General features: G+C 63.0%; 23 protein-coding genes and 1 pseudogene. 10 read left to right on the top strand and 14 right to left on the bottom strand.

All coding sequences use genetic code 11. The features are described from left to right. Positions 1–32: 32 nt before the first annotated feature. The 3 genes from EKH49_RS11665 to EKH49_RS11655 all read left to right on the top strand — a co-directional run bounded on the left by EKH49_RS11665 (position 33) and on the right by EKH49_RS11655 (position 3,249). The gene (locus EKH49_RS11665) at positions 33–1,661 is read left to right on the top strand and encodes an FAD-dependent monooxygenase (RefSeq protein WP_128470965.1); all 1,629 of its coding nucleotides are present in this window, start codon (positions 33–35) and stop codon (positions 1,659–1,661) included. Beyond that, positions 1,654–2,325, top strand: a complete 672-nt coding sequence (locus tag EKH49_RS11660) for a GntR family transcriptional regulator (protein ID WP_128470964.1) — start codon at positions 1,654–1,656, stop codon at positions 2,323–2,325. The genes EKH49_RS11665 and EKH49_RS11660 overlap by 8 nt, the downstream gene beginning before the upstream one ends. A gap of 75 nt (positions 2,326–2,400) precedes the next feature. After that, positions 2,401–3,249, top strand: coding sequence for an SDR family oxidoreductase (locus tag EKH49_RS11655; RefSeq protein WP_128470963.1), 849 nt, complete (start codon positions 2,401–2,403; stop codon positions 3,247–3,249). Between the two features lie 15 nt (positions 3,250–3,264). Here the strand turns inward: EKH49_RS11655 and EKH49_RS11650 are convergent, their stop codons facing one another. Together EKH49_RS11650 and EKH49_RS11645 are read right to left on the bottom strand one after the other, a co-directional pair. Then, positions 3,265–4,443 (bottom strand): glycerate kinase, encoded by a 1,179-nt coding sequence (locus EKH49_RS11650; RefSeq protein ID WP_128470962.1) that lies wholly within the window; start codon positions 4,441–4,443, stop codon positions 3,265–3,267. A 254-nt stretch (positions 4,444–4,697) separates the two neighbouring features. Next, a complete protein-coding gene (locus EKH49_RS11645; protein ID WP_128470961.1) occupies positions 4,698–4,913 on the bottom strand; it encodes a hypothetical protein in 216 nt (71 codons plus the stop codon). Between the two features lie 567 nt (positions 4,914–5,480). Between EKH49_RS11645 and EKH49_RS11640 the strand changes: the two genes are divergently transcribed. Beyond that, the gene (locus tag EKH49_RS11640) at positions 5,481–5,951 is read left to right on the top strand and encodes a hypothetical protein (protein ID WP_128470960.1); all 471 of its coding nucleotides are present in this window, start codon (positions 5,481–5,483) and stop codon (positions 5,949–5,951) included. A gap of 158 nt (positions 5,952–6,109) precedes the next feature. Beyond that, positions 6,110–7,600: a SulP family inorganic anion transporter gene (locus tag EKH49_RS11635; protein ID WP_128470959.1), complete on the top strand. Its 1,491-nt coding sequence runs from the start codon at positions 6,110–6,112 to the stop codon at positions 7,598–7,600. Positions 7,601–7,609: 9 nt separating this feature from the next. Here EKH49_RS11635 and EKH49_RS11630 read toward each other — a convergent pair whose 3' ends face one another. Further along, positions 7,610–8,650, bottom strand: a complete 1,041-nt coding sequence (locus EKH49_RS11630) for a GGDEF domain-containing protein (protein ID WP_161567511.1) — start codon at positions 8,648–8,650, stop codon at positions 7,610–7,612. Positions 8,651–8,780: 130 nt separating this feature from the next. Here EKH49_RS11630 and EKH49_RS11625 point away from each other — a divergent pair, with 130 nt between their 5' ends. Further along, positions 8,781–9,476 carry an EAL domain-containing protein gene (locus EKH49_RS11625; protein WP_128470957.1) on the top strand — a complete coding sequence of 232 codons (696 nt, stop codon included), beginning with the start codon at positions 8,781–8,783 and terminating at the stop codon, positions 9,474–9,476. On the opposite strand, the gene EKH49_RS11620 is transcribed toward EKH49_RS11625, so the two are convergent. The 3 genes from EKH49_RS11620 to EKH49_RS11610 form a co-directional block, all read right to left on the bottom strand. After that, on the bottom strand, positions 9,438–9,659 hold the full coding sequence (locus EKH49_RS11620) for a hypothetical protein (RefSeq protein ID WP_236641137.1): 222 nt from the start codon (positions 9,657–9,659) through the stop codon (positions 9,438–9,440). The genes EKH49_RS11625 and EKH49_RS11620 overlap by 39 nt on opposite strands. Continuing rightward, on the bottom strand, positions 9,656–11,095 hold the full coding sequence (locus EKH49_RS11615; RefSeq protein ID WP_236641136.1) for a glycosyltransferase family 2 protein: 1,440 nt from the start codon (positions 11,093–11,095) through the stop codon (positions 9,656–9,658). The genes EKH49_RS11620 and EKH49_RS11615 overlap by 4 nt, the downstream gene beginning before the upstream one ends. Before the next feature lie 168 nt (positions 11,096–11,263). Further along, on the bottom strand, positions 11,264–12,877 hold the full coding sequence (locus EKH49_RS11610; protein WP_128470956.1) for an AMP-binding protein: 1,614 nt from the start codon (positions 12,875–12,877) through the stop codon (positions 11,264–11,266). 210 nt (positions 12,878–13,087) lie between these two features. On the opposite strand from EKH49_RS11610, the gene EKH49_RS16720 reads away from it, so the two are divergent. Both EKH49_RS16720 and EKH49_RS11605 read left to right on the top strand, forming a co-directional pair. Beyond that, positions 13,088–13,432, top strand: a complete 345-nt coding sequence (locus EKH49_RS16720) for a hypothetical protein (RefSeq protein ID WP_201739603.1) — start codon at positions 13,088–13,090, stop codon at positions 13,430–13,432. Then, positions 13,426–13,719, top strand: a pseudogene (locus tag EKH49_RS11605) (dioxygenase family protein); the annotation flags it as partial. The gene EKH49_RS16720 and the pseudogene EKH49_RS11605, both read left to right, overlap by 7 nt. Before the next feature lie 99 nt (positions 13,720–13,818). On the opposite strand, the gene EKH49_RS11600 reads toward EKH49_RS11605, so the two are convergent. Next, on the bottom strand, positions 13,819–14,160 hold the full coding sequence (locus EKH49_RS11600) for a DUF1801 domain-containing protein (RefSeq protein WP_236641135.1): 342 nt from the start codon (positions 14,158–14,160) through the stop codon (positions 13,819–13,821). 207 nt (positions 14,161–14,367) lie between these two features. On the opposite strand from EKH49_RS11600, the gene EKH49_RS11595 reads away from it, so the two are divergent. Both EKH49_RS11595 and EKH49_RS11590 read left to right on the top strand, forming a co-directional pair. Beyond that, positions 14,368–14,868: a hypothetical protein gene (locus tag EKH49_RS11595; protein ID WP_128470955.1), complete on the top strand. Its 501-nt coding sequence runs from the start codon at positions 14,368–14,370 to the stop codon at positions 14,866–14,868. A gap of 144 nt (positions 14,869–15,012) precedes the next feature. Continuing rightward, a complete protein-coding gene (locus EKH49_RS11590; RefSeq protein ID WP_128470954.1) occupies positions 15,013–16,572 on the top strand; it encodes an HNH endonuclease signature motif containing protein in 1,560 nt (519 codons plus the stop codon). A 259-nt stretch (positions 16,573–16,831) separates the two neighbouring features. On the opposite strand, the gene EKH49_RS11585 is transcribed toward EKH49_RS11590, so the two are convergent. The 7 genes from EKH49_RS11585 to benA all read right to left on the bottom strand — a co-directional run bounded on the left by EKH49_RS11585 (position 16,832) and on the right by benA (position 23,346). Continuing rightward, positions 16,832–16,996, bottom strand: coding sequence for a response regulator transcription factor (locus EKH49_RS11585; RefSeq protein WP_128470953.1), 165 nt, complete (start codon positions 16,994–16,996; stop codon positions 16,832–16,834). A gap of 31 nt (positions 16,997–17,027) precedes the next feature. After that, positions 17,028–18,175, bottom strand: a protein-coding gene (locus EKH49_RS11580; RefSeq protein WP_128470952.1) for an IS3 family transposase whose coding sequence is annotated in 2 segments (ribosomal slippage) — positions 17,028–17,902 and positions 17,902–18,175 — 1,149 coding nt in all. Because the reading frame shifts where the segments join, the coding sequence is not laid out codon by codon here. Positions 18,176–18,235: 60 nt separating this feature from the next. Beyond that, positions 18,236–18,577 (bottom strand): hypothetical protein, encoded by a 342-nt coding sequence (locus EKH49_RS11575; RefSeq protein WP_128470951.1) that lies wholly within the window; start codon positions 18,575–18,577, stop codon positions 18,236–18,238. Positions 18,578–18,579: 2 nt separating this feature from the next. Then, entirely contained in the window at positions 18,580–20,487 is a 1,908-nt protein-coding gene (locus EKH49_RS11570; RefSeq protein WP_128470950.1) for a hypothetical protein, read from the bottom strand. Then, on the bottom strand, positions 20,459–21,322 hold the full coding sequence (locus tag EKH49_RS11565) for a 2Fe-2S iron-sulfur cluster binding domain-containing protein (protein ID WP_128470949.1): 864 nt from the start codon (positions 21,320–21,322) through the stop codon (positions 20,459–20,461). Before EKH49_RS11565 ends, EKH49_RS11570 begins: the two co-directional genes overlap by 29 nt. Before the next feature lie 116 nt (positions 21,323–21,438). Then, positions 21,439–21,969, bottom strand: coding sequence for a benzoate 1,2-dioxygenase small subunit (gene benB, locus EKH49_RS11560; protein ID WP_128470948.1), 531 nt, complete (start codon positions 21,967–21,969; stop codon positions 21,439–21,441). A gap of 18 nt (positions 21,970–21,987) precedes the next feature. Then, the gene (benA, locus tag EKH49_RS11555; RefSeq protein WP_128470947.1) at positions 21,988–23,346 is read right to left on the bottom strand and encodes a benzoate 1,2-dioxygenase large subunit; all 1,359 of its coding nucleotides are present in this window, start codon (positions 23,344–23,346) and stop codon (positions 21,988–21,990) included. Between the last annotated feature and the right edge of the window lie 4 nt (positions 23,347–23,350).

Below are 23,350 nucleotides of genomic sequence, written 5' to 3'. Positions count from 1 at the left end.
AAGCACGACAGCAACCAAGGAAGTAGCGGGCAGTGGCACAATCCCATGAAATCGACGTCCTGGTCATCGGTTCGGGCCCCACGGGCCTGACCGCCGCCAACCTGCTGGCCGATTCCGGCCTGCAGGTGGCATTGATCGAGAAGAATCCGGGCAGCGGCGACGAACCGCGCGCCATCAGCGCCACCGATGAGACCCTGCGCATCATGTCGCACCTGGGGATCATGGATGAGCTGGGCCCGCAGATGCTCATGGACACCGGTGCCCGCTACTTCGGCTTGGGCGGCAAGGTCATTGCCGACGTGCGCCCGGGCAACCCGCGCCTGGGCCAGCCCGGCAAGAGCCAGTTCGACCAGCCGATCCTGGAAGGCCTGCTCTACGAGGCGGCCGCCCTGCGGCAGAACCTGGCCCTGCACTACGCCACCGCGGCCACCTCGATCCAGCAGCACGAGGACCACGTCATCGTGCATGCCACCCGTACCGGAGAGGCCACCACCGGCTTCAACGGCGCGAAAATCGGCGACGCCGGCCACGATCCCTACGCGGGCGCCGAAGGCACTGAAACCGCACTGGAATTCAAGGCGAAGTGGGTGCTGGCCTGCGATGGCGGCAAGTCCTTCACCCGCCGCGAGCTGGGCATCGGCCTGCAGGGCTCCACCCAGACCGAACGCTGGATCGTGGTGGACCTGCTGGATGTGCCCGGCAACCCGGAGCCCTTCGCCTCTTTCCACTGCAACGGGCAGCGCCCGGCCGTGGTGGTCCCCGGGGTGAACGGCCGCCGCCGCTACGAATTCATGCTCTTCGACCACGAGGACGGGGAGCAGATGACCTCGCCAGCCTCCATCACCAAGCTGATCTCCCCGTTCCAGGACACCGAGACGGTGACCATCCGCCGCGCCGCCGTTTACACCGCGCACCAGCGCATCGCCGAACGCTACCGCGAGCGCCGGGTGCTGCTCGCCGGCGACGCCGCGCACCTGATGCCGCCCTTCGCCGGGCAGGGCCTGAACGCCGGCATCCGCGATGCCGCCGCCATTTCCTGGCGCTTGGCAGCCGTCATCGCCGGCGAGGCCGAGGAATCGATCATCGACGACTACGAAATCGAGCGCCGCCCGCACGCCGCCGAGATGGTCAAGCTCTCCAAGCGCATCGGCTGGGTGGTCATGAACACCAACCCGGTGATCACCCGGATCCGCGACGCGGTGGTCGTCGGCACCCGGATCATTCCGCCGTTGAACCGCTGGCTGACCGGCATGCGCTTCCTCAAGCAGCCGAACTACACCACCGGCACGGTCCTTCCCCCGCTGCCCGGGGTCCCGCACCTGGCCCAGGACTTCGTCGGGCGCATGCTCCCGCAGCCCGAGGTGGATGCCAACGGCGCGGCCACCACGCTCGATGACCTGCTGGCCCCAGGCTGGAACACCATCGAGGTGGCCGCCGGCCACCAGCTGGTCTTCACCAGCCAGGACGGCAGCACCGTCACCGCCACCGACACCTCCCGCGTCTTCGATGCCGCCACCGGCACTGTCCTGCTGATCCGCCCGGACTACTATGTCGCAGGCATTGCTCCATCCAACGACCGCGCCCTGCTGCTCAAGGAAATGAGCTCCAAGGCCACCGTGCTGGCTTCCTTCGGGACGGCAAAGCAGCCAAGCCATGGCTAAGCCGGCCGAAGCCGCACTATCGGGCATCCGCGAGGCCATCCTCGATGGCGCCTGGATGCCCGGCGAGCGCCTTGCTCCTCCGCACCTGGCGCAGCGCTTTTCCACGAGCACCACCGTCATCCGCGAGTCGCTGACCCGGCTGTCCGGCGAGGGCCTGGTGGCGGCAATCCCCAATCGCGGCTTCTTTGTCCCGGAGCTGAACCTGCGCCAGCTGCGCGACCAGACCGAACTGCGCTGCGTCACCGAAGAGCTGGCCGCCAGGCTTGCACTCGAGCGCGGGGATCTGGAATGGGAGTCCGCCCTGATCGCCGCGCACTACCGGCTGGCCAAGGCTCCGCGCCGCCGCGCAGATCATCCCGAGCAGTTCACCCCCGCATGGGGCAAGGCGCACCGCGAGTTCCATCAGCTGCTGCTCGCCCCCTGCGCTTGCCCGCCGATCCTGGACCTGTCGGCCAACCTGGCCAATTCGACGCTGCTCTACCGCCGCTGGGCCGCGGCCACCGAAGCCGCCACGCATCGGAATGTCGAAGCCGAGCACGAAGGACTGCTCCAGGCTGCGCTGGATCGCAATGCGGAGCAGCTCGGCGAGCGCCTGCGCGCCCACTATGAGGCAACGGCCCAGGTGATCCTTGAAGCCGGCCTGCTCAAGCTGGAGAATTTCTAGCGCTGCCCTACCGTTTCGATCGCCGTGTCACCTAGGCTGGCACTGGGCATTGCACCAGAGGGGAAGCGAGCAGCCATGGGATCCACGCCAAGCATTGCAGTCACCGGCTCCACCGGAGCGCTCGGATCCCTGGTGGCCCATCGGCTCGCCCACCGCGGGATCGCCCAGCGACTGCTGGCGCGCACGCCGTCAAAAGCCCCGGAACTGCCCGAGGCCGAGGTGCGGCAGTTCGACTATGCCGACCAGTCCGCCAGCGCCGAGGCTCTTGACGGCATCGAGGTACTCTTCATGGTCTCCGCTCCGGAAGGACCGCAGCGGATGGATCTGCACCGTGCCTTCATCGACGCGGCCAGTAAGGCCGGGGTAAAGCAGGTCATCTATACATCCTTTTCCGCCGCGGCACCCGATGCGCTGTTCACCCTTGCCCGCGAGCACCACGCCACCGAGCAATACCTGAAGGAGTCCGGGATGCGCTGGACTTTCCTGCGCGACAGCTTCTACCAGGACCTCATGCCGCACCTTGCCGGGCAGGACGGGGTCATCCGCGGACCTGCAGGCGAGGGCCGCTTCGTTCCGGTCGCCCGGGCCGACGTGGCGCGGTCCGTGGCCGCCGTGCTCGCAGATCCGGCAGAGCATGCCGGCGCCACCTACGAGCTGACCGGCCCGCAGTCCCTGGACATGGCCGATGTGGCACGCATCCTCAGCGAGGCCGGCGGCAAGCAGATCGTGTTCCACAACGAAACCATCGAGGAGGCGTACGCCTCGCGTGCGGTCTTCGGTGCCCCGGACTGGCAGCTGGATGCCTGGGTCAGCACCTATACGGCCATCGCCAGCGATGCGATGTCACAGGTGAGCAACCACGTCGAAATCATCACCGGCACCCCGCCGATCTCTCTCGAGGAATACCTGCGCACGGCCGGCTGACCCCGAACGCGCAGGCTAGCGCAGGTAGGTGCGCGCCACGCTGAACGCGGTGCGCTCCACCAGGGACAGGGTCTGCGCGGAGAGTTCTGCCAGCGTTGCCGGCCCCGGGGCAATGGAATAAGCGGCCAGGATTCCGGAGTCCTCCAGCTGTTCATCGGTCAGGTCCACCGACCCGGCAACCACGATCACCTCGGCGTTCTCGCCGGCTGCCTGCAGCACCCCGGAGACCACCTTCCCGTCCAGCGACTGCGAATCCAGGCGCCCTTCCCCGGTCAGTACCAGATCCGCGCCCTCGAGGATGCCGTGGGCGCCAAGCACTTGCGCCACCAAATCCCAGCCGGGGACCAGATCCACCTGGAAGTAGGATCCGAGGCTGATGGCCAAGCCGCCGGCCGCGCCCATGCCCGGCTGCTCGCGCAGCTTGCGCCCGGTATCGGCTTCCAGCACATCGGCCAGCCGGGCCAGGCCTGCATCCAGGAGCTGCACCTGCTCCTGGCTGGCGCCCTTCTGCGGACCGAACACCGCGGCCGCGCCCTTGGCGCCGAGCAGCGGGTTGGTGACATCGCAGGCGATCTGCCATTGGACGTTCGCCGCCCGCGGGTCAAGCTCCGAAACGTCGATGGAGTCCAGATTCTGCAGCGCTCCGCCCCCAGCGGGCAGCTTCGCGCCGTCGGCATCCAGGAAGCTGGCGCCGAGGGCAGCAAGCAGCCCGGTGCCGCCGTCGGTGGTGGCCGAGCCGCCCAAGCACAAGATGATTTGCGAGACGCCCAGCTCCAGGGCCCGGGAGACCAGCGCGCCCAGGCCGTAGGTCGTTGCCTCCAACGGCTGGCGCTCGACGTCGCTGACCTGAGGCAGGCCGGCAGCTTCGGCCGCTTCAACCACGGCGATCTTCCCGTCGGCCGACAGTCCCAGCCGGGACGCGACAGGGCGGCCCAGGGCGTCGGTGGTCTGCACGCTGATCGCTTCGGTGCCCCAGGCATCGATCAATGCTTCGAGGGTTCCTTCGCCGCCATCGGCGAAGGGCACCGCGGTAATCTCAACCTCGCGTTTGCGGCTGGTCGCTCCCTTGGCAAAGCCGTCAGCCAGGGCCGATGCCACTTCGCTGGCCCGCGCACTGCCTTTGAAGGAATCAGGCACGATGGCCACGTTCAACGGACGGGTCGCTGCGGGTGCTGGCTTCTGCGTTGGAGTCATGCTTCCCAGCATAGGGAGAAGCGGCTCGCGGGCCTATGGAGATTTGACCAAGTTTCACTCCGGTCGGCCCGTGGATCTATGTGCATTTCGCCCAACGGCCTTCTGTGTACCCTGCCTGTGCGGAAGCATCGAATATGCGTAGCTGAGCCAAAGGGACGGCACAGAAACCGCCAGTAGTGTTGTAAACACCTCTTGAAGGTGCGAGTGATGATCGTAGAAGTTCCCGTTGGATATTGCCCAACGGGAACTTCTCTTTAAGCCCTTTTGGCTTCGCTGTACTCTTCGATCGAGCTGTTGAAGCGATTCAGGTACTTGGCGAATTGCTCGATATCCGCAGAGCTCCAATCGCCCAGGATCTGCTCCAGCGAAGCGATGGACAGCGCGCGGGAATCCGACAGCCGTTCGGCGCCCATCGAGGTCAGGCAGATCTTGCGGGCGACATTTCCCTGGGGATCGGCAATGCGTTCCAAGTATCCTTCCCTGATGGCCGCAGTCGCTTGGCGCTGCAGGGTTGAATGATCCGGGCGCAGGGCATTGCTCAGTTCACCAACCGGAGTTGCTGGCTAACAACAAGCATCTTGCCCGATGCATGGCCTACGCGCAGTGCATGCTTATAGCATCCACAGACTGCCGCTCTAGAGTTATAAGTACCTCATGAAGGTGCGAGTGATGACGCGGAAACTGGCACTGTCGGTCTTGCGACAGTGCCAGTTCCTGTATCCAAAACCATTTGCCTGCTTCCGGCAATTCTCGAAACCGCGAACTGCACGAGGGCCGTTGAAATTATTTCCGGCACCCTGCGACCTGCGACTCACGACAAGGAACTCTTCCTGGAGGCAACCGGCGGCACGATCCTCCCCTAATCTGCAGTCGGCGCTCAGCACCGGCATAGCTTTGCCTCCTATATTTGTAAGTACCTCATGAAGGTGCGAGTGATGATCGAGAAATCCCGGCGAAGCAATTCGCCGGGATTTCTAATTTAAAATGGCGCGACTTACTATGCTGGTGCGTATGTTCCTGTACAGAATGGGGGATCCATGCCGCCTCTGAGCAGCATCCTGTCAAGCATCAAGAATCGCCTTAGCCCGAAATATGCAGAGCAACTGTCGGTCTACGTTGTCTATGGCAAACAACCCAGCCCATTTCCAGATCTGGAACATATAGAGCCAATAATTGCGGTCGTGGCCAATGAGCCTGAATGCTTTGAGATCCAGGAAAAGTGCCCGGAAACTGAAGTCAGCTGGGAAGCCCGAACGGTGAAGAACGCTGAAGGCATGGACGTGGCAACAGGCAGCATTCTGTATCTCACGCATACTGCTTTGTTACCGTACGACGAGGATGGCGACGGGAATCCAGTCTTCGGGATCATGGAGTCTCCGCAGCCTACGGCCCTGTATTGCAGTCGGGACAGTGCTGAACAAGAAGCACCAGATCAATATCTGCACAGAGTCACCGTCGGTGAAATCAACCTTCGCGGCGTCGGAGAGCTTCTGGACACTGGCCACTGACCAATCTGATCTTCTCCCAACCGGCGAGCGCGTACCTCCCGAATGACGGTCAGCGCCTGCGTCCGATCTGCAGCCCTGAGCCCGATTGGGCGTAGGTGCGATAACGTAGACGGGATCCCACTTCCCTTCCCTGGGACACCTGACGAAACGGAGCCCCGGTGAGTACCGCGACCGCTGAATTGACGCCCCTGCAACGGCAGTCGGTGCTGCGCACCCTCAAGTCCCCGCGGCTGCTGAAAACCGAACTGCTCGCTGGCCTGGTCGTTTCCCTGGCACTGATCCCCGAGGTCATCGCGTTCACCGTGATCGCCGGGGTGGACCCGCGCGTAGGCATCTTCGCCTCCTTCACCATGTCGGTGGTCATCGCGATCACCGGCGGGCGCCCGGCGATGATTTCCGCGGCCGCCGGCGCGGTGGCACTGGTGGTCGCCCCGCTGGTGCGCACCCACGGAGTGGAATACCTCTTCGCGGCGGTGGTGCTGGCCGGCATCATCCAGGTCACGCTGGCTGTGCTGGGCGTGGCCAAGCTGCTGCGCTTCATTCCGCGCCAGGTGATGATCGGTTTCGTCAATGGCCTGGCCATCTCGATTTTCTGGGCGCAGATGCCCGAGCTGCGCAATGTCCCGTGGATGGTCTACCCGCTGGTGATCCTCGGCGTCGCCATCGTCTGCTTCTTCCCGAAGATCACCAAAGCGGTCCCGGCGCCGCTGATCGCGATCGTGGTGCTCACCGCGATCACCATCTTCGCGAAGGTCTCCGTGCCCACCGTGGGCGACAAGGGCGAGCTGCCCGACTCGCTGCCGATCTTCCACCTGCCCGGCGTGCCGCTGAACCTGGAGACGCTGCAGATCATCGCGCCCTATGCGATCGCGGTGGCCTTCGTCGGCCTGCTCGAATCCCTGCTGACCGCCAAGCTGGTCGATGACATCACCGACACCCCGTCGAGCAAGACCCGCGAGTCCTGGGCGCAGGGCACCGCGAATATCGTCACCGGCTTCTTCGGCGGCATCTGCGGTTGCGCGATGATCGGCCAGACCATGGTGGGAGTGAAGGTCTCCGGCGGACGCACCCGCATCTCCACCGCCTTCGCCGGCATCTTCATGCTGCTGCTGGCGGTGCTGCTCGGCGACATCGTCGCACGGATTCCGATGGCAGCGCTGGTCGCGGTGATGATCGTGGTTTCGGCGACCACCTTCGACTGGCATTCAATCCGCCCGAGCACGCTGAAGATGATGCCCAAGAGCGAAACCTTCGTCATGGCCATCACCGTGGCGCTCACGGTGATCACCAGCAACCTCGCCATCGGCGTGGGCGCGGGCATCCTTGCGGCAATGGTGCTCTTCGCAAATCGCGTGGCGCATATGGTCACCGTGGACCGCAGCGCTACCGAAGATTCGGCCGTGTACAAGGTCAACGGCGAGCTGTTCTTCGCTTCCTCCAACGACCTGTACATGCAGTTCGACTACGCGCAGGACCCCGAGAAGGTCATCATCGACATGTCCGACTCGCACCTCTGGGATGCCTCGACCGTCGCCGCCCTGGACTCGATCCGCACCAAATACGCGCACTACGGGAAGAGTGTGGAAATCCAGGGCCTGAACGAGGCCAGCCAGAAGATGCAGGACCGGATGGGCGGCAAGCTCGGATAGGGGCGGAACTCAGAATTCCCCGGCGGGCTTGCCGCGTTCGGCAGCACGCTGGCGCTTGGAGGCGTACATGTCCCGGTCGGCGCGCAGGATCATGGTGCTCAAGTTGTCGTCGGCTCGGGCCTGCGCAGTTCCGAAGCTCCAGGCCAGCTTGGATGAGCCCGCAATGCGCTCCATCAATAGCTGCGCCTGGCCCTGGGTCGTATTGGGGAACACCAGCACGAATTCGTCTCCGCCCAATCGGCAGACCAGGTCTCCGGCACGGATCGAGCTGCGCAGATGCCGCACCAGCTCCTTCAGCGCACGGTCCCCCGCGTCATGGCCGTCCTGGTCGTTGATCTCCTTGAATCCGTCCATGTCCAGCAGCGCCACAGCCAGCGGCCTGCGGTGCTTCCGCGACGCGAGCAAGGCGGCCTCGCCACGCGCTGACAGCCCGACGCGGTTCAAGGCGCCGGTCAGCGCATCAACCTGGGTTTGCTGGCGGAACCGGCGCTTGACGTAGTGGCCGACGAACAAGCCAACTACGGTGAAGAAGACCAGGCTCAGCACGTTCAGCGGCCCGCTTTGGTGCTCGGTGCCTACTGCAGGGCCGAAGAACACCGAGTAGGGAATCGTGAAAGCCATGATCGGATAGATGGTCCACCGGGTGACCGCCGGCGGAAAGAGCCAGGACATATAGAGCGCGATAAGCGGAAATTCCTGGAGCCTGAAGACGATCTGCTCATGGTTGACCGAGAATCCCACGAAGGCGACAAAAGCCGACAACTCGGCCAGGGCCCCGAGATAGGCAATCCACAGTGGAAAACGGTCAAGCAGCATCCACACGGTGATCACCATGGCCAAGGTCCCTGCAACCCTTGCCACCGCCAGCTTCTGGATGAGCGGAGAACTGAAATCATTGCCCAGGTTGACCAGATAGAACGCCAGCAGGAAGGCCGCCACCATCCCGGTGACAGCAACTTCCAGTCGCTTGATCCTGCGGAGCCTGGCTGGCAGCAGCCGGCTCCACCAGATTCCGTCATCGTTGGCCCGCCGGTTCCTTGTCCTGGGCATGCTGCTCCCGCTTCCTTGTGAATTCATCAGTACCGCGTATCCCTGGCCAGCTTCAGGGTAATATCACCTTCGTACACAACAGCCTAACCAGCATGATGTTGCCAATCCGCATCGCCAGCCTAGGTGGACCATGAAGTTTGCATTCCAGCCCCTGATCAACCTGCGCGCCGACGCGCTGCTGGGCTTCGAGGCGCTGGCACGATTCAGCGACGGACGCCGGCCGGACGAGCATTTCGCCCAGGCCCGGGCCGAAGGCAATCTGCTGGCGCTGGAGCTGCGTGCCCTGGAGGGCATCGTCCACGCCGCCGAAGGGCTGCCCGACGGGCTGCTGCTCACCATGAATGCCTCGGGCCCTGCAATCAAGGCCTTCGCGCGCACTGCCCCGGAACTTGATCGCCGGCTGGACTGGGGGCTGGAACTGAACGAGCTGTCCGCACCGGAAGTTTGCGATGCGGCCCGGATCAATGCCGATGAGCTCGGCTGCCTGCTGCTCGTTGACGATGCAGGCATCGGCTACGCGACCAGGGAGCGCATCCTGCGCCTGTTGCCGCACATCGTGAAGCTGGACCGTTCGCTGTTCGTCCACTACCTGGCATCGGCCGAGGCCCGCGAGCATGTGGACATCCTGCTGGCGGCCGCCCGCGAGATCAATGCCAAGACGCTGGTCGAGGGGGTCGAAACCGCCGAGCACTTGGAGCTGGCCCGCAGGCTGGACTTCGACTATGCGCAAGGCTTCTATTTCAGCCCCGGCATCGAGCTGGCGGACCTGCCCGCGGCGATGCATGAGCTACACGGACGCCTCGGGATCGATATTCCTGGTTTCTGAGCGGCGTTCGCGTCCCCGTGCGCTGCGGATCCGGAACACCGGCAGCAGCTTGGCCAAGCCCAGGACCAGATAGAGCACGGTGTTGATCGCGACGAACGAGGCTAGCACGGCGAACCAATCGCTGAGTAGCACGCTTTCGGGGAGAATGATTCCCCGCGGGATCTGGACGATGAGATTCATCATGAGATGTTTTCCTTCCGTGCGGCACCTGCGTGGTCGACATGCTTCCAATCCGCGCTGCGGGCAAAGGCGATATCCCCGACGCCCTTGAGGAATGCGAGATCGAGGAAGGCGTCGTAGACCAGCTCGGGAATCACCAGTGCGGCGACGATCCTGGCTTTCCAGCCGCCGCGCCAGACTGTGACCACGCGCTCGAGCGCGAACAGCGCGCCCAGCAGCATCCAGAACGGGAACCACACCCAGGTGTCCATGGAGATCAGCATGATGATCATCAGCACAAAATAGCTGAACAGCGCGATCACTCCATAGCCGATGCCTACCTGCTGCGCCCAGTACCGGGAGGTCTGCGCGGTGACTCCGTACGCGCCCAGATTCTCCAACGCCCCGCGCTGCCAGCGCAGACGCTGCGCCCACAGCATCTTCCAGTTGGGCATCAGTTCGGTGACCACCGTGCAGTCCTGCGGCGACGTGGTCAGCGCGCCGAGGGTTTTCAGCGCAATGGTCAGCTCATTGTCTTCGGTCAGGGCAGCTGTGTCGTAGACCTCGCCGGGAGTGCCCGGAAGCAAGCTGCCGCGCGCAGCCGCCACCTCGCGCAGGGCCGAGGCGCGGAAGACCGAGGCGGTACCGGTCAGCACGAAGACCCGGCCGTCGCGCCGCGAGATTTCGCGCTGATAGCGGGTGTATTCGTTGCGCTGGAATTGGCCGATCAGCCCGTGGCCTTCTTCGCCGTGGAACAGCCCGCCCACCGCCATCAGCGCGCGGTCCCAGGTGAAGCGGTCCCGGGCGGTTGCCAGGAAGTCCGCGCCGATCTGGCTGTCGGCGTCCATCACCATGACGCAGTCGTTATCGCCCATCCCGGGCAGGATGGAGTGCAGCGCCTGGTTCAGCGCCCCGCCCTTCTTGTGCTTGTTGTCCACCGATTCGAACACCTCTACCCCGTGCTCGCCGGCGACCTGCACGGTCCGGTCGGTGCAGTTGTCAGCCACCACGATGATGCGCGATGGAGCAAAGCTCTGCTCCTCCAGGGCCTTCAGGGTGTACGGCAGGGAAGCTTCTTCATTGTGTGCCGGAATCAGCACGGTCACGGTGACCGGTCCTGCGTAGACGCCTCGGGTGCGGCCCATCACCGCCTTGGGCGCCAGCGGCCGGCTCGATTTCTCGATTGGTGTGCGGCGATAGCGCCAGGTGACCAGACGCTCGCCCAGGACCACCAGGAGCACCAGGATCACCGCGGCGGCAACGGAGAAAACCAGGATCGACAAATCCGGCAGCTCGGAGCTGTAGAAGGTTGTCCAGAGCCTTCCGATGTGGACCTCGATCGGGTTCCACATTCCCACCGGCCGATCAGCGATGCTCAGCGCCCACACCAGCAGCGAGGCCGCGAGAACCACGATCATGATCACCGCGATGCCCACTAGTCGGCTGAAATGCTTCTGCACGTACGCACCCCATTCACGTAAGGATTTTCCTTGTCGCCCCCGAGGTTAACCCACGGAAGCCACTTGGAAAACTAGCATGCAGGAAATTCCCGGGCGCAGTATTCATGCTGAAGCTCACCTCCACCCAAAGCATCGCTGTGGCTTGATGCCCCGGCTGGCGGCAAGCGGCTACAGTTCGAGCAGTTTCGCCGCATCCTCGCGCAGCTGGTTCTTGCGGATCTTGCCGGTGACAGTAGTCGGGAAATCCTGCAGCACCTGCACATACGCGGGGATCTTGTAATGCGCCAGATGCCCGGCGCAATACTCGCGGATCGCGGCTGCATCCAGCGGCTCGCGGCCTGCCTTCATGCGGATGCAGGCGCAGACCGTCTCGCCGTACTTCTGATCGGGCACCCCGATCACCTGCACGTCCTCGATGTCCGGATGCTTGTAGAGGAATTCCTCGATTTCCGCCGGGTAGATGTTCTCCCCGCCACGGATCACCATGTCCTTGATGCGCCCGACGATCGTGCAGTAGCCGTCCTCGCGCATCACCGCCAGATCCCCGGTGTGCATCCAGCCTTCGTCGTCGATGGCCGCCCGGGTCTTCTCCTCATCGTTCCAGTAGCCGAGCATCACCGAGTAGCCGCGGGTGCAGTATTCGCCGGTTTCCCCGCGTTCCAGGGTTTCGCCGCTGACCGGATCCACCACCTTGATTTCCACATGCGGGTGCACCCGGCCGATGGTGGAGGTGCGACGCTCGAGATCGTCGTCGCCGCGGGTCTGGCAGGACACCGGAGAAGTCTCGGTCATGCCGTAGGCGATGGAGACCGCGCTCATCCCCATGTCATCGACGCAGCGGCGCATCACCTCGATGGGGCAGATGGAACCGGCCATGATGCCGGTGCGCAGCGAGGAGAGGTCGTGGTCCTTGAAGCTGGGATGGTTCTGCATCGCGATGAACATCGTCGGCACCCCGTACAACCCGGTGCACTTTTCCTCGGCCACCACCCGCAGCGTGGTTTCGGCGTCGAAGCCCGGGGCCGGGATGACGATCGTGGTGCCCCGGCTGGTGCAGCCCAGGTTGCCCATGACCATGCCGAAGCAGTGGTAGAACGGGACCGGGATGCACAGCCGGTCATGCTCGTCCAGGTCGATCATGCCGGTGACCTGGTAGCCATTGTTCAGGATGTTGCGGTGGCTGAGCACCGCGCCCTTCGGGTAGCCGGTGGTGCCCGAGGTGTACTGGATGTTAATCGGGTCCTCCGGCTTGGTGGCAGCCAAGCGCCGGGCCAGCGCCTTATCGCTGATGTGCTCGCCTTCGGCCAGCAGTTGCTCGAAGTCCGCGGTGTCCACGTAGATAACGCGCTCGAGCTGCGGGGTATCGGCACGGGTCGCATCCACCATCGCACGGTAGTTGCTGGTCTTGAATTCGGAGACCGCCAGCAGTAGGCGCACCCCCGAATGGTTGACCGCGTAGGCGTACTCATGGGTGCGGTAGGCAGGATTGACATTGACCAGGATGACGCCGATTTTCGCGGTGGCGTACTGCGCGAAAACCCATTCGGCGCAGTTCGGCGCCCAGATGCCCACCCGGTCCCCCGCCTGCAGGCCGGCGGCCAGCAGGCCCTTGGCCAGGCGGTTAATCTGCGCGTCCAGCTCGCTCCAGCTCCAGCGCCGTCCGGTGGAAGCTTCGACCAGTGCTTCTGCCGGGCCGAAGCGGGCCGCCGTGCGTTCGAAGTTGGCTCCGATCGTCTCTTCGATCAGCTGCGGCTCGCTCTCGCCCTGGGCATAAGCCTTCATCTGCGTACCCCTTCATGGATCGCCTCGTCGGAATTTGCGCGGACACCGAACATGTGCCCAGCGTCACATTCACACCCTATCCGCGACCCTTGCCGCTGCCAAGCGCCGGTGCGACCTGCGATTTCAAGATTGAAGCTGCGCCCTGAGATCGGAGGACAGCTCGGTGAAGCATGGCAAGCTCTTCAACTCCTCGGCGATTGCCTTGATGCCTTGCTCCGCCAGCAGGAGCGCTCCATCGAGATGCTCCAGCAGCTCTTGCTCGCCGAGCTGTCCGGATCCGTTGAGGCTGATGGCGCATCCCCGGTCCCAGTGGATCGAGACCCGGGTGCCATCGTCGAACTCGGCGAACTCGTCGACTTCAACGCCAACCTAGTCCCGGCTACCGGTCGACGAACAAGCGCCCCTGGGCGTGCACCTGGCGCCGACCGCGACAAGAACACCGGTGCTCCCGTTCCGCTTTACCCATGTTGCTGTCCGCGGCGCGACGCCGGCAGGACCATAAGCCATCTCTTCCACATCCCTCCCTGCCAGTACGGCAAGTCCATTCATACTTGATCAACACGATGCAGCCGGCTCCGTACCAGATTCCGACCGACGGCGCCTGCGGCCAGCTGATCGCCGCCGCCGGTTGGCACGCTTGGCGCCCAGCCCACCTGCACCTGAAGGTTTCGGCACCGGGCCACGAGCTGTTCACCGCCCAGCTGTACTTCCCGCGCGACGCGCACAACGACGATGACATCGCCACCGCGGTGAAGCCGGAACTGATGCTCGACGTGGAGCCAGCCGAATCCGGCAACGGCAAGCAGGTCACCTACGACTTCGTGCTCGACCCAGTCAAGTAAGCCCCAGCGCGGCCAGGCAAGCGGAAGGCCTCGGCAGGAATGTTCCTGCCGAGGCCTTCCGTGCATTTGAACGGCTCCGGGCGTTGCCGCTGCCTTGGATCAGCCAGCCGCCTTTTTCACCAGCTCGCGGATCCTGTCTTCCGTTGCAGCATCCAGCGAGGTGATGGTCCACGCGACTGGATGCATGTGCGCGCCGTCCTCGTAGGCGGGATTCACCACCTCGCCAAAACCGAAGGCAACGAAGTCCTTGTCAGGCTTGATGTAGCAGACATCCTTGCCGTCCCGGACATAAAAGGGAAGTCCCCAGCGGACGATCGGCTCCAGCGACGGTGCGCTTTCCACGATGATGGCATGCAGCCGCTCGGCAATCTCGCGATAAGGTGCTGGAGCCGCACTGAGCTTGGCCAGGACAGCGGCGTCGCCCTTCTTGGTGAAGATCATTTCTAGTCCCCTTATAGACAATTGGCGCTGCATGGCAGCGTTTGGTGATGTCGCTTGCGCGATCGCCGCGCTTTCCCGATCGGCACATAATGCACTTTACCGATTCGGGGCCTCTGCTTCACGGACTTCTGCAATGCAATACCGGCACCCGGCGCACGAGCTGCTAGTAATGCCAAGTATTTCGCTTGCACGCTGTAGGCTACCGGCATGCGCAAGCTTCTAGCCACCACCGGTGCCGCCATCATCGTGGCCTACGCGGTTTACGGCGCACTGCTCATGAACAATTGGGCAGTGGTCGCAGCCAGTGGAATCCCCCTGGATGAGACCATCGCGCAGATGGCCGCCATGGACCAGGATTACGACTCGCTCGGAGGTTGGGTCTTCGCAGCAATCGGAATTGCCCTCGCCATTTCCTGGCTTGTTTCCGTCATCAGGTCCGGCCGCAAGCTGCCCGCTTGGGCCGCTATTGGGACATGGAGCCTGATCGTTGCTCTCGGCGCACCGGCCTATTTCTTCGCCTCCTTCGCCAACATGAACTCCGTGGGCGATACCTTTGCCGATTGGAACGCCGGCGCTGCTGCTGATCTGGAAGAGCCCCTGCACATCGCCAGCATCCTCGCCTTGGCCTTGCTGGCAGCCATGGGAATCCTTGGCCTCCGCGCGGCCTTGACGCGCCCGCCACGCCCTCTGGCTCAAGCAAGCAGATAAAACCACAGCCACTGCTCCATTCCCGGTACTGGGGATTTTTCACCAGAATCCACATGGATGGCTTTTCGCAGAAACTTTCGAGATGTTATCCACAATTCGAAAATAACCAGAACACATAGTCGATGTATCGCGGGAAAGTAAATCATGACTACTCCCGCATATTTAGAAGATAACGACGGTGAACACCGCCTGCCACTGCGACCACCGGGCACCCGCACAGAGTCGCACAAGACCTCCCCGTTCGATGCTCAGCGCGAGCACCAGATGTTCTTCGGTCCCCTCAAGAAAATTGCCAATGAGCTCTATGATGCCGGCCCGGTCAACGGCCCCGGGGACGCATTGGAACGCTTGCAGAAGATCCAGCGCCTCCTGAGCAGCGTCGAAGCTGTCATCTGCGTCTTGCTGGCGGATTCGGTCGAACAGGTCAGCGAATCATTCAGCGATTTCATAGCCACGGAAAATACCCACACGGCAGAGGAAGAAGCTGAAGCCCGAAAGAGCGCCGCATACTACGGCGTGGACCGTGGAAGCGAGCAGACCATCAACTCCAACCTCATCGCCGAGGCGGCTGTCGCGTTGAGGGAAAGCCCGCGCAAAGTCAGCAAGCGGATGTTCCACGCCAAAGGATTGCGCCATGTCTGCAAAGCCACGCTCCTCGCGCTGGCCGCCGGCGAGATCACTGCCAAGGCCGCCCACGACATCGTCAAGTACTCCCAAGACCTCGGCCCTGGGCAAGTCTCGCTCATGGAACAGACCCTTCTGCCTCTGGCAAGGACCGCCAGCGACGAGACCGTCTACCAGCGCGCCCGCCGCCTTCATGACCGGCTGAACCCCGACTCTGCCGAGAACCGGCAGAAGGACGCCATGGCCGCCCGCAACGTCAAGGTCTGGAATGACGAGGATGGCATGGCCACCTTGCAGTTGCATCACCGCGCTGATGTCATCCACTCAATCCGCAATTCGATCAAGCAGGTGGCCGCCCAGAGCACTGATCCCAAAGATCCGCGCACCCAAACCCAGCTTGAGGCCGATGCCCTTGCAGACGTATATCTGAATGGATGGCCCGGAATGGAGGGCATGCCGCTGAAGCCACGGGTATCCATCACGATACCGGCCGTGGAAATGCTCGCGAATCCCACTCGCGCCCTTGCCGATCTGGAAGGCTACGGACCCATCCCAATCGGGGTAGCGTTGGAACTCGCGGCAGACGCTCCATCATTCCAGCGCGTGCTGACCGACCCATGGACGGGCGCCGCAATTGACGTGGAACCCAAGAAATACCGGCCTTCGCAGGGGTTGCGCGATTTCCTGCGTCACCGCGACCGGCATTGCGGTTTCCCGGGTTGCCGTCGCCCAGCCGACCGATCAGAAATAGACCACATTGAAGCGTTTGGGCAAGGCGGCCACACGACCCGGCGAAACACCCATCTCTTGTGCAAGCAGCATCAGATGTTCAAGCACGCCCTAGGGTGGAAGGTCTTCGCCTGCCCTGATGGCTCCAAGACGTGGGTGTCTCCGCACGGGCTGCGGTCAATCACGATCCCTGAGAGCGTAGCCAACGTGGCGAACTTTGATCATGTCAACGATCATTGCCCGCAGCGAACATCGGACGACGCAGCTCACAAGGTGCATTTGACCCCCGAAGTGCGGCGCGTGCTGGGCCTTGGCCAAGATGAAGACCTGCCCGACACTGGGACCAGCTAGCACCGGTCGCCCGCTGTGAATTTTGAGTGACAAATTTTTTCAGTCACTAGAACCGCCACACCACCCATAACCCCACAGGAGCAACCGCGATGATTCGCGTTGCTCAGCTGGCTGCCGCCTGCATCAAGTCCTGTCTTCCTCCCATTCAAGCGATACGACTTGAATGAAAAAAATTTTCAGTCACTGCACGCAGGACGAGCCACACTGCGGATGGCTCGGCTGTCGTTCGTGAGTGAAAATTTTTATCAGTCAAGAAGCACTATTCTTCTTGGCCAAAGCGTGCCAAAGCAGCAAGCTCTGTACGGTTGGAGACCGACAGCTTCGTGTAGATCTTGGTCAGGTGGTACTGCACTGTTTTGGTACCGATATACAGTTCTTCAGCTACACGTCGGTTGCTTGCCCCTTCGCACACCAGCTTGGCCACAGTGGTTGGGTCCCTTTAAGGAGTCCAGCAACTATGCGATAGCTAACTGATTCTCTCTAACCCATTCATCCCAAAACCGGGAAGGCGTCAACCCATCCAAGGAGCCATGGGGACGTTCCTGATTGTAAATGTCCTTCCATTCATCAGCCAAATACCTCGCTTCCACCATAGTGTCCATGATCTCTCCGGAAAGCTGTTCACGTCGGAACTGCGCATTGAACGACTCAATAAAACCGTTCTGCCAAGGTGAGCCCGGATCAATGAACGCAGTAGACACCCCCACAGTGTTGCACCAGTTCACCAACGCACCGGCAGTGAATTCAGGCCCGTTATCGCACCGCACGAATGTTGGTTGGGTCCCTGTCTCGGCAATGATCCCTTCCAAAACTGCCACCACGTCCTCAGCCTTGAAAGGCCGCCGCGGAATAATCGCCAATGCCGTTCTCCTGTACTCATCAATGACATTGAAAAAGCGGACGTGACGTCCGCAGGAGGTGACATCCGACTGGAAATCAAAGCTCAGTACATGCATCGGGTACTCGGCGGTCAACCGCTTCTGCTCCCCAGCGTCTGGACCGGTGCGCCGCTTCTTTCGACGCTTGGGCTTACAGACCAAGCCTTCCTCGCGCCACAACCGTCGGACACGCTTGCTGTTCAAGACAGTGCCTGCCCATCGTTCAGTGCTCAATAGGTGCCAGCGGGCCTTGCGCCAGCCCCAGACCGGATACTCGGACGCGACGGCGCGCAAGTCGGCTCTCAGCTGCGCTTCGTCAAAGCTCATCGGTGATTTCTTCTTACGCAGCGCAGAACGGTTCTGGCCCAGAACTTGGCATGCGAAACGTTCGGACGCCCCAAATTTTTCCATCGCCATCCGTACGGCACGACGGCGTGGTTCGGGGCTTAGAATTTTCCCTTGGCAACCTCGGTAAGGATGTCGTTGGCGAGCATCCGATCAGCGAGCAGCTTCTTCAGGCGGGTGTTTTCCTTTGCCAGCTCCTTGGTACGTTTGCTGGCTTCAGCGTTCTTCTCGGACCCGTACTGGTTGAGCCAGCGGTACCAAGTAGCTTCAGTGATCTGCAGTTCTTTGATGACCTCGATCATCGGGTGGCCTTCATTGAGCATCTTCTGTCCTTGGCGGACTTTAGCGATGACCTGGTCTGGTGTGTGTCTGCGTGCCATTGTTTCTGTGATTCCTCCTGTGTCCATGTGTCGGACACGAGTACTCACATAGTCACTGGACTACTTTCCGGGGACCCAACCAACAGCTTGTTCCTGAGCGGTCAGCGTCGACCAGTCGGCGCTTTCCTTGCGCAGCATCCCGGTACCGCTTGCCTGAAGCTCACGCGTGCAACGGTCAATGTACACGGTTGCATCGAAGTGCGTGAAAAGCGCCAGCGCGCGGGTCAACGGAGCAACGCATTCAGCCCGCTTGCCGGCCCGGCGCAAGCACTGGCCGTAGTAGAAATCGATGATCGCACGATGGTAGACCGATCCGACGCCCTCCAAACGGCGGATGGCATCTTCAAAGACAAGGCGGGCGGCGTCGATATCACCCCGAGCTGCCAGCAAGGTGCCCTGCACACTCAGGAAGCGGACGGCTCCGCTTTGGTGGCCTGAAGCGACGGCGCTCTCCAGTAGTGGCTGGATGAAATTGTCGGCCTCATCAAGGCGTTCACAACGTATGAGCGCCAAGGCATATGTATCCTGCCAGGTCCAGAAGCCTGTCTGGTCAATACCCTGGGTGCGGTCCAGCCGTAGCAGCGGCTCCAGCGCACGCACGGCCTCTTCATGGTTGGCCTGCGCCCCGGCGATCTCGGCCCGCGGATCTCGGCCCGCGCCATCCGGTAGGGCATCTCCATGATGGCATAGCTACCGGTACGGGCCCACGACTTGTGCAAATGCAGATCCGCCTGTTCCCAATTGCCGCGCAACGCGTGGATTTGCGCCGCGGTCATCTGGATCAGCGGACGCAGGATTTGGATTTCAGAACGTTCCTGCAGGGCTTGTGCGGATCGGACTGTTTCCAGCGCTTGGTCCCAATCGCCCATGAGGAATTCTGCCCGGGCCGACCACGCTCTGGCCCACAGCGAGATGCGCAGCGATCCATCACTGAAGTCCGTGGAGCTTGCCGAGGAAAGCTCATGCCTGGCCAGCTCGACGCGATCGGTCGCGAGGTAGACCCAGCCCAGCGACATTTCCGCACGCTGGCGCTGCGCTCCCGACGGAAGGGTGGCCAGCAGGTCCATCAAGAGCTGCTCTCCTTCTTCGGCCCGGCCCATCATTGCCAGGCCAAGCCCCTGGATGGCCGCATTCTCAATGGCTAACGGGCTGCCCACCTGGGCAAGGCTCAGCGATTGCTCGGCCCAGTCAATGATCTTCTGCCCCTTTAATCGGCACAGCGAATCGAGGACTTGGCGTTGCGCGATCACGGCCATCACGTCGTTGTCCTGCTCCTGCAGCGCGTTCTGCCAGGCACTGGAGAGCCAGCGCTGCGCGGTATTGGCCCGGCCTTGCAGGATGGAGATGTATCCGGAGAGCACGTCCCGCTCCGGGCTGCTGTCCAGGCTCGACAGCTGGTGCGCAAAGGTTTGCGCGCGTGGCAGCTCGCCGGCGGCAACGATGGCATCCACGGCGTTGAGCAGCAAGGAGTCGCGACGCATCGGTTCCGGGGACAAAGGCATGGCACGGAAGTAGGCGGTGGCTGCCGAAGACCACTCGCCCCGCTTGCCCTGGGCGCGCGCGTAGTCCTGCAGTTCCAGCGACAGGCCACCATCGGGCAGGATGCTCGCATCGGCCCGATGGCCCAGGCGCTCGCCAGGGTCCTCGACAATGTCTGCGGCGCTAGCATGCAACTTGATGCGGGCGCTCAGCGGGATCTGGTGGTAGACAGCCATTTGCGCCAGCGCGTTCTCGAACCCGAGCCGAACCTTCCCGCTGTGGCCGTGGGCCTGCGCCAGCGAAGAGTCGAGGATCTGCTGGATCGGCTCCAGCGGATCATCCTCCCCGACCAGCTTGGCGATCATGTCGATCCGGGCCTGCACCCCGAGCACCGCGGCGGCTTCCACCAGCGCCCGGGCGCGCGGCTCCAGCCCATCCAGCAGCTCGATGATGTGCAAGGACAGGGCCCGCAGGGCAGGCGGCCAGCGATCGAACTGCTCCCAGCTCTGCTCCGGATTTTCCTGGGCCAGCTCGATGACCGCTTGCAGGTTGCCCTGCGTGTAGTGCACCAGCTGCTCGGCGGCAGTGGGAGGCAGGTCGATCCCCGTTGCGGCGCAGACGATCTCGCGGGCCTGCGCGGGACCGGCAACTTCCAGCTGGAGGACCTTCAGTTGGCTGTCAGCCAGGAATTCGCGGGTTTCCGGTGAAAGCCTTGCAAGGTTCTGCTCGCGCATCACCAGCACGATGAGCACCGGTTCATTGCGCAATCGGCGCCAGGCATAGTGCAGCGCTTGGAAGCTGAGGTCATCGAGCCACTGCGCATTCTCCAGCACCAGCACCCTCGGGTGCGGCGCATCCCTGCGCAGGTGGTGAACCCTCGGCCAGGTGCTGCGGCTCGAAGTGGTTCGTGACGTAGCCCTTCTTCTCCGAAGCGCTTTCCGGGTCGCCCACCACGGTGTCGAAGCTGAAGCCCTCGATGCGCTGGGTGTAGTCCTGCAGCACATCCAGCTCCACCAGGTCGATGTCGGTGTTCACGCCGTAGATCAGGTGCACCGGGTGCGGGGTGTCCATGCCGGAGAGCTTCTCCAGGATGGCCAGCAGCGGGGCCAGGCCGGTGCCGCCGGCCAGCAGCAGCGACTGGCGCTTGGGTTCGCGCAGGAAGAAGCTGCCCATCGGGCCGGTGAAGGTGATGCGGATCAGGAAGGAGACGATCTCGACGTCAGGGCCGGAGCTGAAGGAATAGGAGCGGGTCTGCCCGCCGGAGCCGGGCACCTCGATGTTCACGTACTGGCCCGGCAGGAAAGACAGCTCTTCGCGGTTGTCCACCTTCAGGCTGAAGGCGTAGGTGGTCTCGGAGATGCGGCGGATCTCGGTCAGCGTGGACTCGAAGGAGGAGGCCGAGGTCTTGGCGACATCCGAGGTAGTCGGGATCTGCAGCACGAGGTCGGATTCGGGGACCATCTGGCAAGGCAGGCAGTAGCCTGCATCTGCTTCGTCGTCGGTCAAGGCTTCTTCGATGTAGTCGCCGCCGTCGTACTTGCCCGACTCGCAGAAGGCCTTGCAGGTGCCGCAGGCACCGTCGCGGCAGTCCAGCGGGATATTGATACGGGCTTTGTAGGAGGCGTCGGCGACGGTTTCGTTCGCGCCGACCTTGATGAAGCGGGTGATTCCGTCTTCGAAAGCGAGTGCTACCTGATGGGACGTGGCATGCTCATTTCACAAAATTCGGGGATGGGTGAGCTGGCGGGGCCTGCACTGGCCCCGCCGCCCACGAGTGGTGTTGCCTAGATGTGGTAGATGTCCACCACGTGGTGGATGTAGTCGTTCTTCAGGACGACCTTCTTCGCGGTGATCACCGGCGCGGTGCCGGAGTAGTCGATGGTGTAGAACGAGGTGCCGAAGTAGGTGTCAACGTTCTGGTAGCGGTAGTACAGGGTGAACCAGTTGAAGCGGATGTCCACCTTGTCGCCGTCCACCGACAGGATCTCCACATTGGTGATGTTGTGCCCGGTGCGCGGCTCGGGCAGCGAGGTGGCCGAGGAGCGGTCGGTCTCGATGCGGAAGACGCGGTCTTCCAGGCCGCCGCGGTTCACGTAGTAGATCAGCGAGATCTCGCGCTGCGGATCCTCGGTCAGCTGCTCGTCGTCGGCCCACGCAGGCATCCAGAAGGTGGCTTCCGGGTGGTAGCAGTCCAGCCAGCGGTCGAAGTCGCGGTCGTCGAGGAAGCGGGCTTCCTGGTAGAGGAACTGCGCGATGTCCGCGGTGGTGATTGCGCCGTTGGACGTCGGCGCCTCGGTCAGTGCAATGGTGCTCATCTGTATGCCCCTTCGGCCTTAGTTCTGTGCTGCGCGTTCGTTGTCCACGGCCTGGCGCATGGTCTGCAGCCAGTAGCCGTGCTGGATCGGGTACAGGCCCTCGTCTTCGGTGCGGGCGCCGGAGGAGATGGGCTTCAGGCCCACCCTGTCGGCGTTCTCATCCGGACCGGTGATCTGGTGGGCCTGGCCGCGCGAGAGGTCGTTCCACTTGGCCGCGGTGGCCAGGTAGGTCTTCTGGCAGGAGCGGAATTCTTCCAGGTCATCCGGGGTGGCCATGCCCGAGGCGTTGAAGAAGTCCTCGTACTGGCGGATGCGGGCGGCGCGCGCGGCGTCCGATTCGCCCACCGGGGCGAAGCAGTAGATGGTCACCTCGGTCTTGTCCACGGAGATCGGACGGAAGACGCGGATCTGCGAGCCGAACTGGTCCATCAGGTACACGTTCGGGTAGAGGCACAGGTTGCGCGAGATGCCGATCATCCAGTCGGCCTTGGCTTCGCCCAACTTGGCGACCAGCTCATCGCGCTTCTCAGCCAGCGGGCGGTTGGCAGGGTCCAGCCATTCGGTCCACAGCAGCAGGTGGCCGTGCTCGAAGGAGTAGTAGCCGCCCTTCTGCTTGTCCCAGCCGCCGGCATCCATGCTCTTGGTGTCATTCGAGGATTCGCCGTTGGCGCGGCGGGCCTGGGTGGCGGCGTAGTTCCAGTGGGTGGCCGAGACGTGGTAGCCGTCGGCGCCGTTCTCGGCCTGCAGCTTCCAGTTGCCGTCATAGGTGTAGGTGGAGGCGTCGCGCAGCACTTCCAGGCCTTCCTCGGACTGGTCGACCATCATGTCGATGATCTTGGTGGCCTCGCCCAGGTGCTCTTGAAGCGGCTTGACATCGGCGTTGAGCGAGCCGAAGAGGAAGCCGCGGTAGTTCTCGAAGCGGGCGACCTTGGTCAGGTCGTGGGAGCCGTCCTTGTTGAACTGCTCCGGGTAGCCGGCGCCGCGCGAGTCCTTGACCTTGAGCAGCTTCCCGGAGTTGTTGAAGGTCCAGCCGTGGAAGGGGCAGGTGAAGGTGGTGCGGTTATCGGTCTTGCGGCGGCAGAGCATGGCTCCGCGGTGGCTGCAGGCGTTGATCAGGGCGTTGAGTTCGCCCTGCTTGTTGCGCGAGATGATGATGGGTTGGCGGCCGATGTTGGTGGTGTAGTAGTCGCCGATGTTCGGGATCTGGGATTCGTGGGCCAGGTACACCCAGTTGCCTTTCCAGATGTGCTTCATTTCCATCTCGAAGATCTCTTCGTCGGTGAAGATATTTCGATTGGCGCGGAACTCTCCGGTTTCCGGGCTGTCAACCAGGGCGTTATCCAGCAGGCTGGATACCTCGTTCAGGGTCTCTGTCATGGCG

This window comes from Glutamicibacter sp. HZAU, assembly GCF_004100365.1.
In the GTDB taxonomy this organism is placed as follows: domain Bacteria; phylum Actinomycetota; class Actinomycetes; order Actinomycetales; family Micrococcaceae; genus Glutamicibacter; species Glutamicibacter nicotianae.
Note: the sequence above shows the minus strand (reverse complement) of the source record. Positions and strands in the feature narration are given on the sequence as shown.

What these genes read in the sequence shown, in the direction of transcription:
- EKH49_RS11660 (WP_128470964.1), top strand. Translation starts at nt 1,654, where the DNA reads ATGGCTAAGCCGGCCGAAGCCGCACTATCGGGCATCCGCGAGGCCATC.
- EKH49_RS11655 (WP_128470963.1), top strand. Translation starts at nt 2,401, where the DNA reads ATGGGATCCACGCCAAGCATTGCAGTCACCGGCTCCACCGGAGCGCTC.
- EKH49_RS11650 (WP_128470962.1), bottom strand. Translation starts at nt 4,443, where the DNA reads ATGACTCCAACGCAGAAGCCAGCACCCGCAGCGACCCGTCCGTTGAAC.
- EKH49_RS11640 (WP_128470960.1), top strand. Translation starts at nt 5,481, where the DNA reads ATGCCGCCTCTGAGCAGCATCCTGTCAAGCATCAAGAATCGCCTTAGC.
- EKH49_RS11630 (WP_161567511.1), bottom strand. Translation starts at nt 8,650, where the DNA reads ATGCCCAGGACAAGGAACCGGCGGGCCAACGATGACGGAATCTGGTGG.
- EKH49_RS11625 (WP_128470957.1), top strand. Translation starts at nt 8,781, where the DNA reads ATGAAGTTTGCATTCCAGCCCCTGATCAACCTGCGCGCCGACGCGCTG.
- EKH49_RS11620 (WP_236641137.1), bottom strand. Translation starts at nt 9,659, where the DNA reads ATGATGAATCTCATCGTCCAGATCCCGCGGGGAATCATTCTCCCCGAA.
- EKH49_RS11610 (WP_128470956.1), bottom strand. Translation starts at nt 12,877, where the DNA reads ATGAAGGCTTATGCCCAGGGCGAGAGCGAGCCGCAGCTGATCGAAGAG.
- EKH49_RS11600 (WP_236641135.1), bottom strand. Translation starts at nt 14,160, where the DNA reads ATGATCTTCACCAAGAAGGGCGACGCCGCTGTCCTGGCCAAGCTCAGT.
- EKH49_RS11595 (WP_128470955.1), top strand. Translation starts at nt 14,368, where the DNA reads ATGCGCAAGCTTCTAGCCACCACCGGTGCCGCCATCATCGTGGCCTAC.
- EKH49_RS11590 (WP_128470954.1), top strand. Translation starts at nt 15,013, where the DNA reads ATGACTACTCCCGCATATTTAGAAGATAACGACGGTGAACACCGCCTG.
- benB (WP_128470948.1), bottom strand. Translation starts at nt 21,969, where the DNA reads ATGAGCACCATTGCACTGACCGAGGCGCCGACGTCCAACGGCGCAATC.
- benA (WP_128470947.1), bottom strand. Translation starts at nt 23,346, where the DNA reads ATGACAGAGACCCTGAACGAGGTATCCAGCCTGCTGGATAACGCCCTG.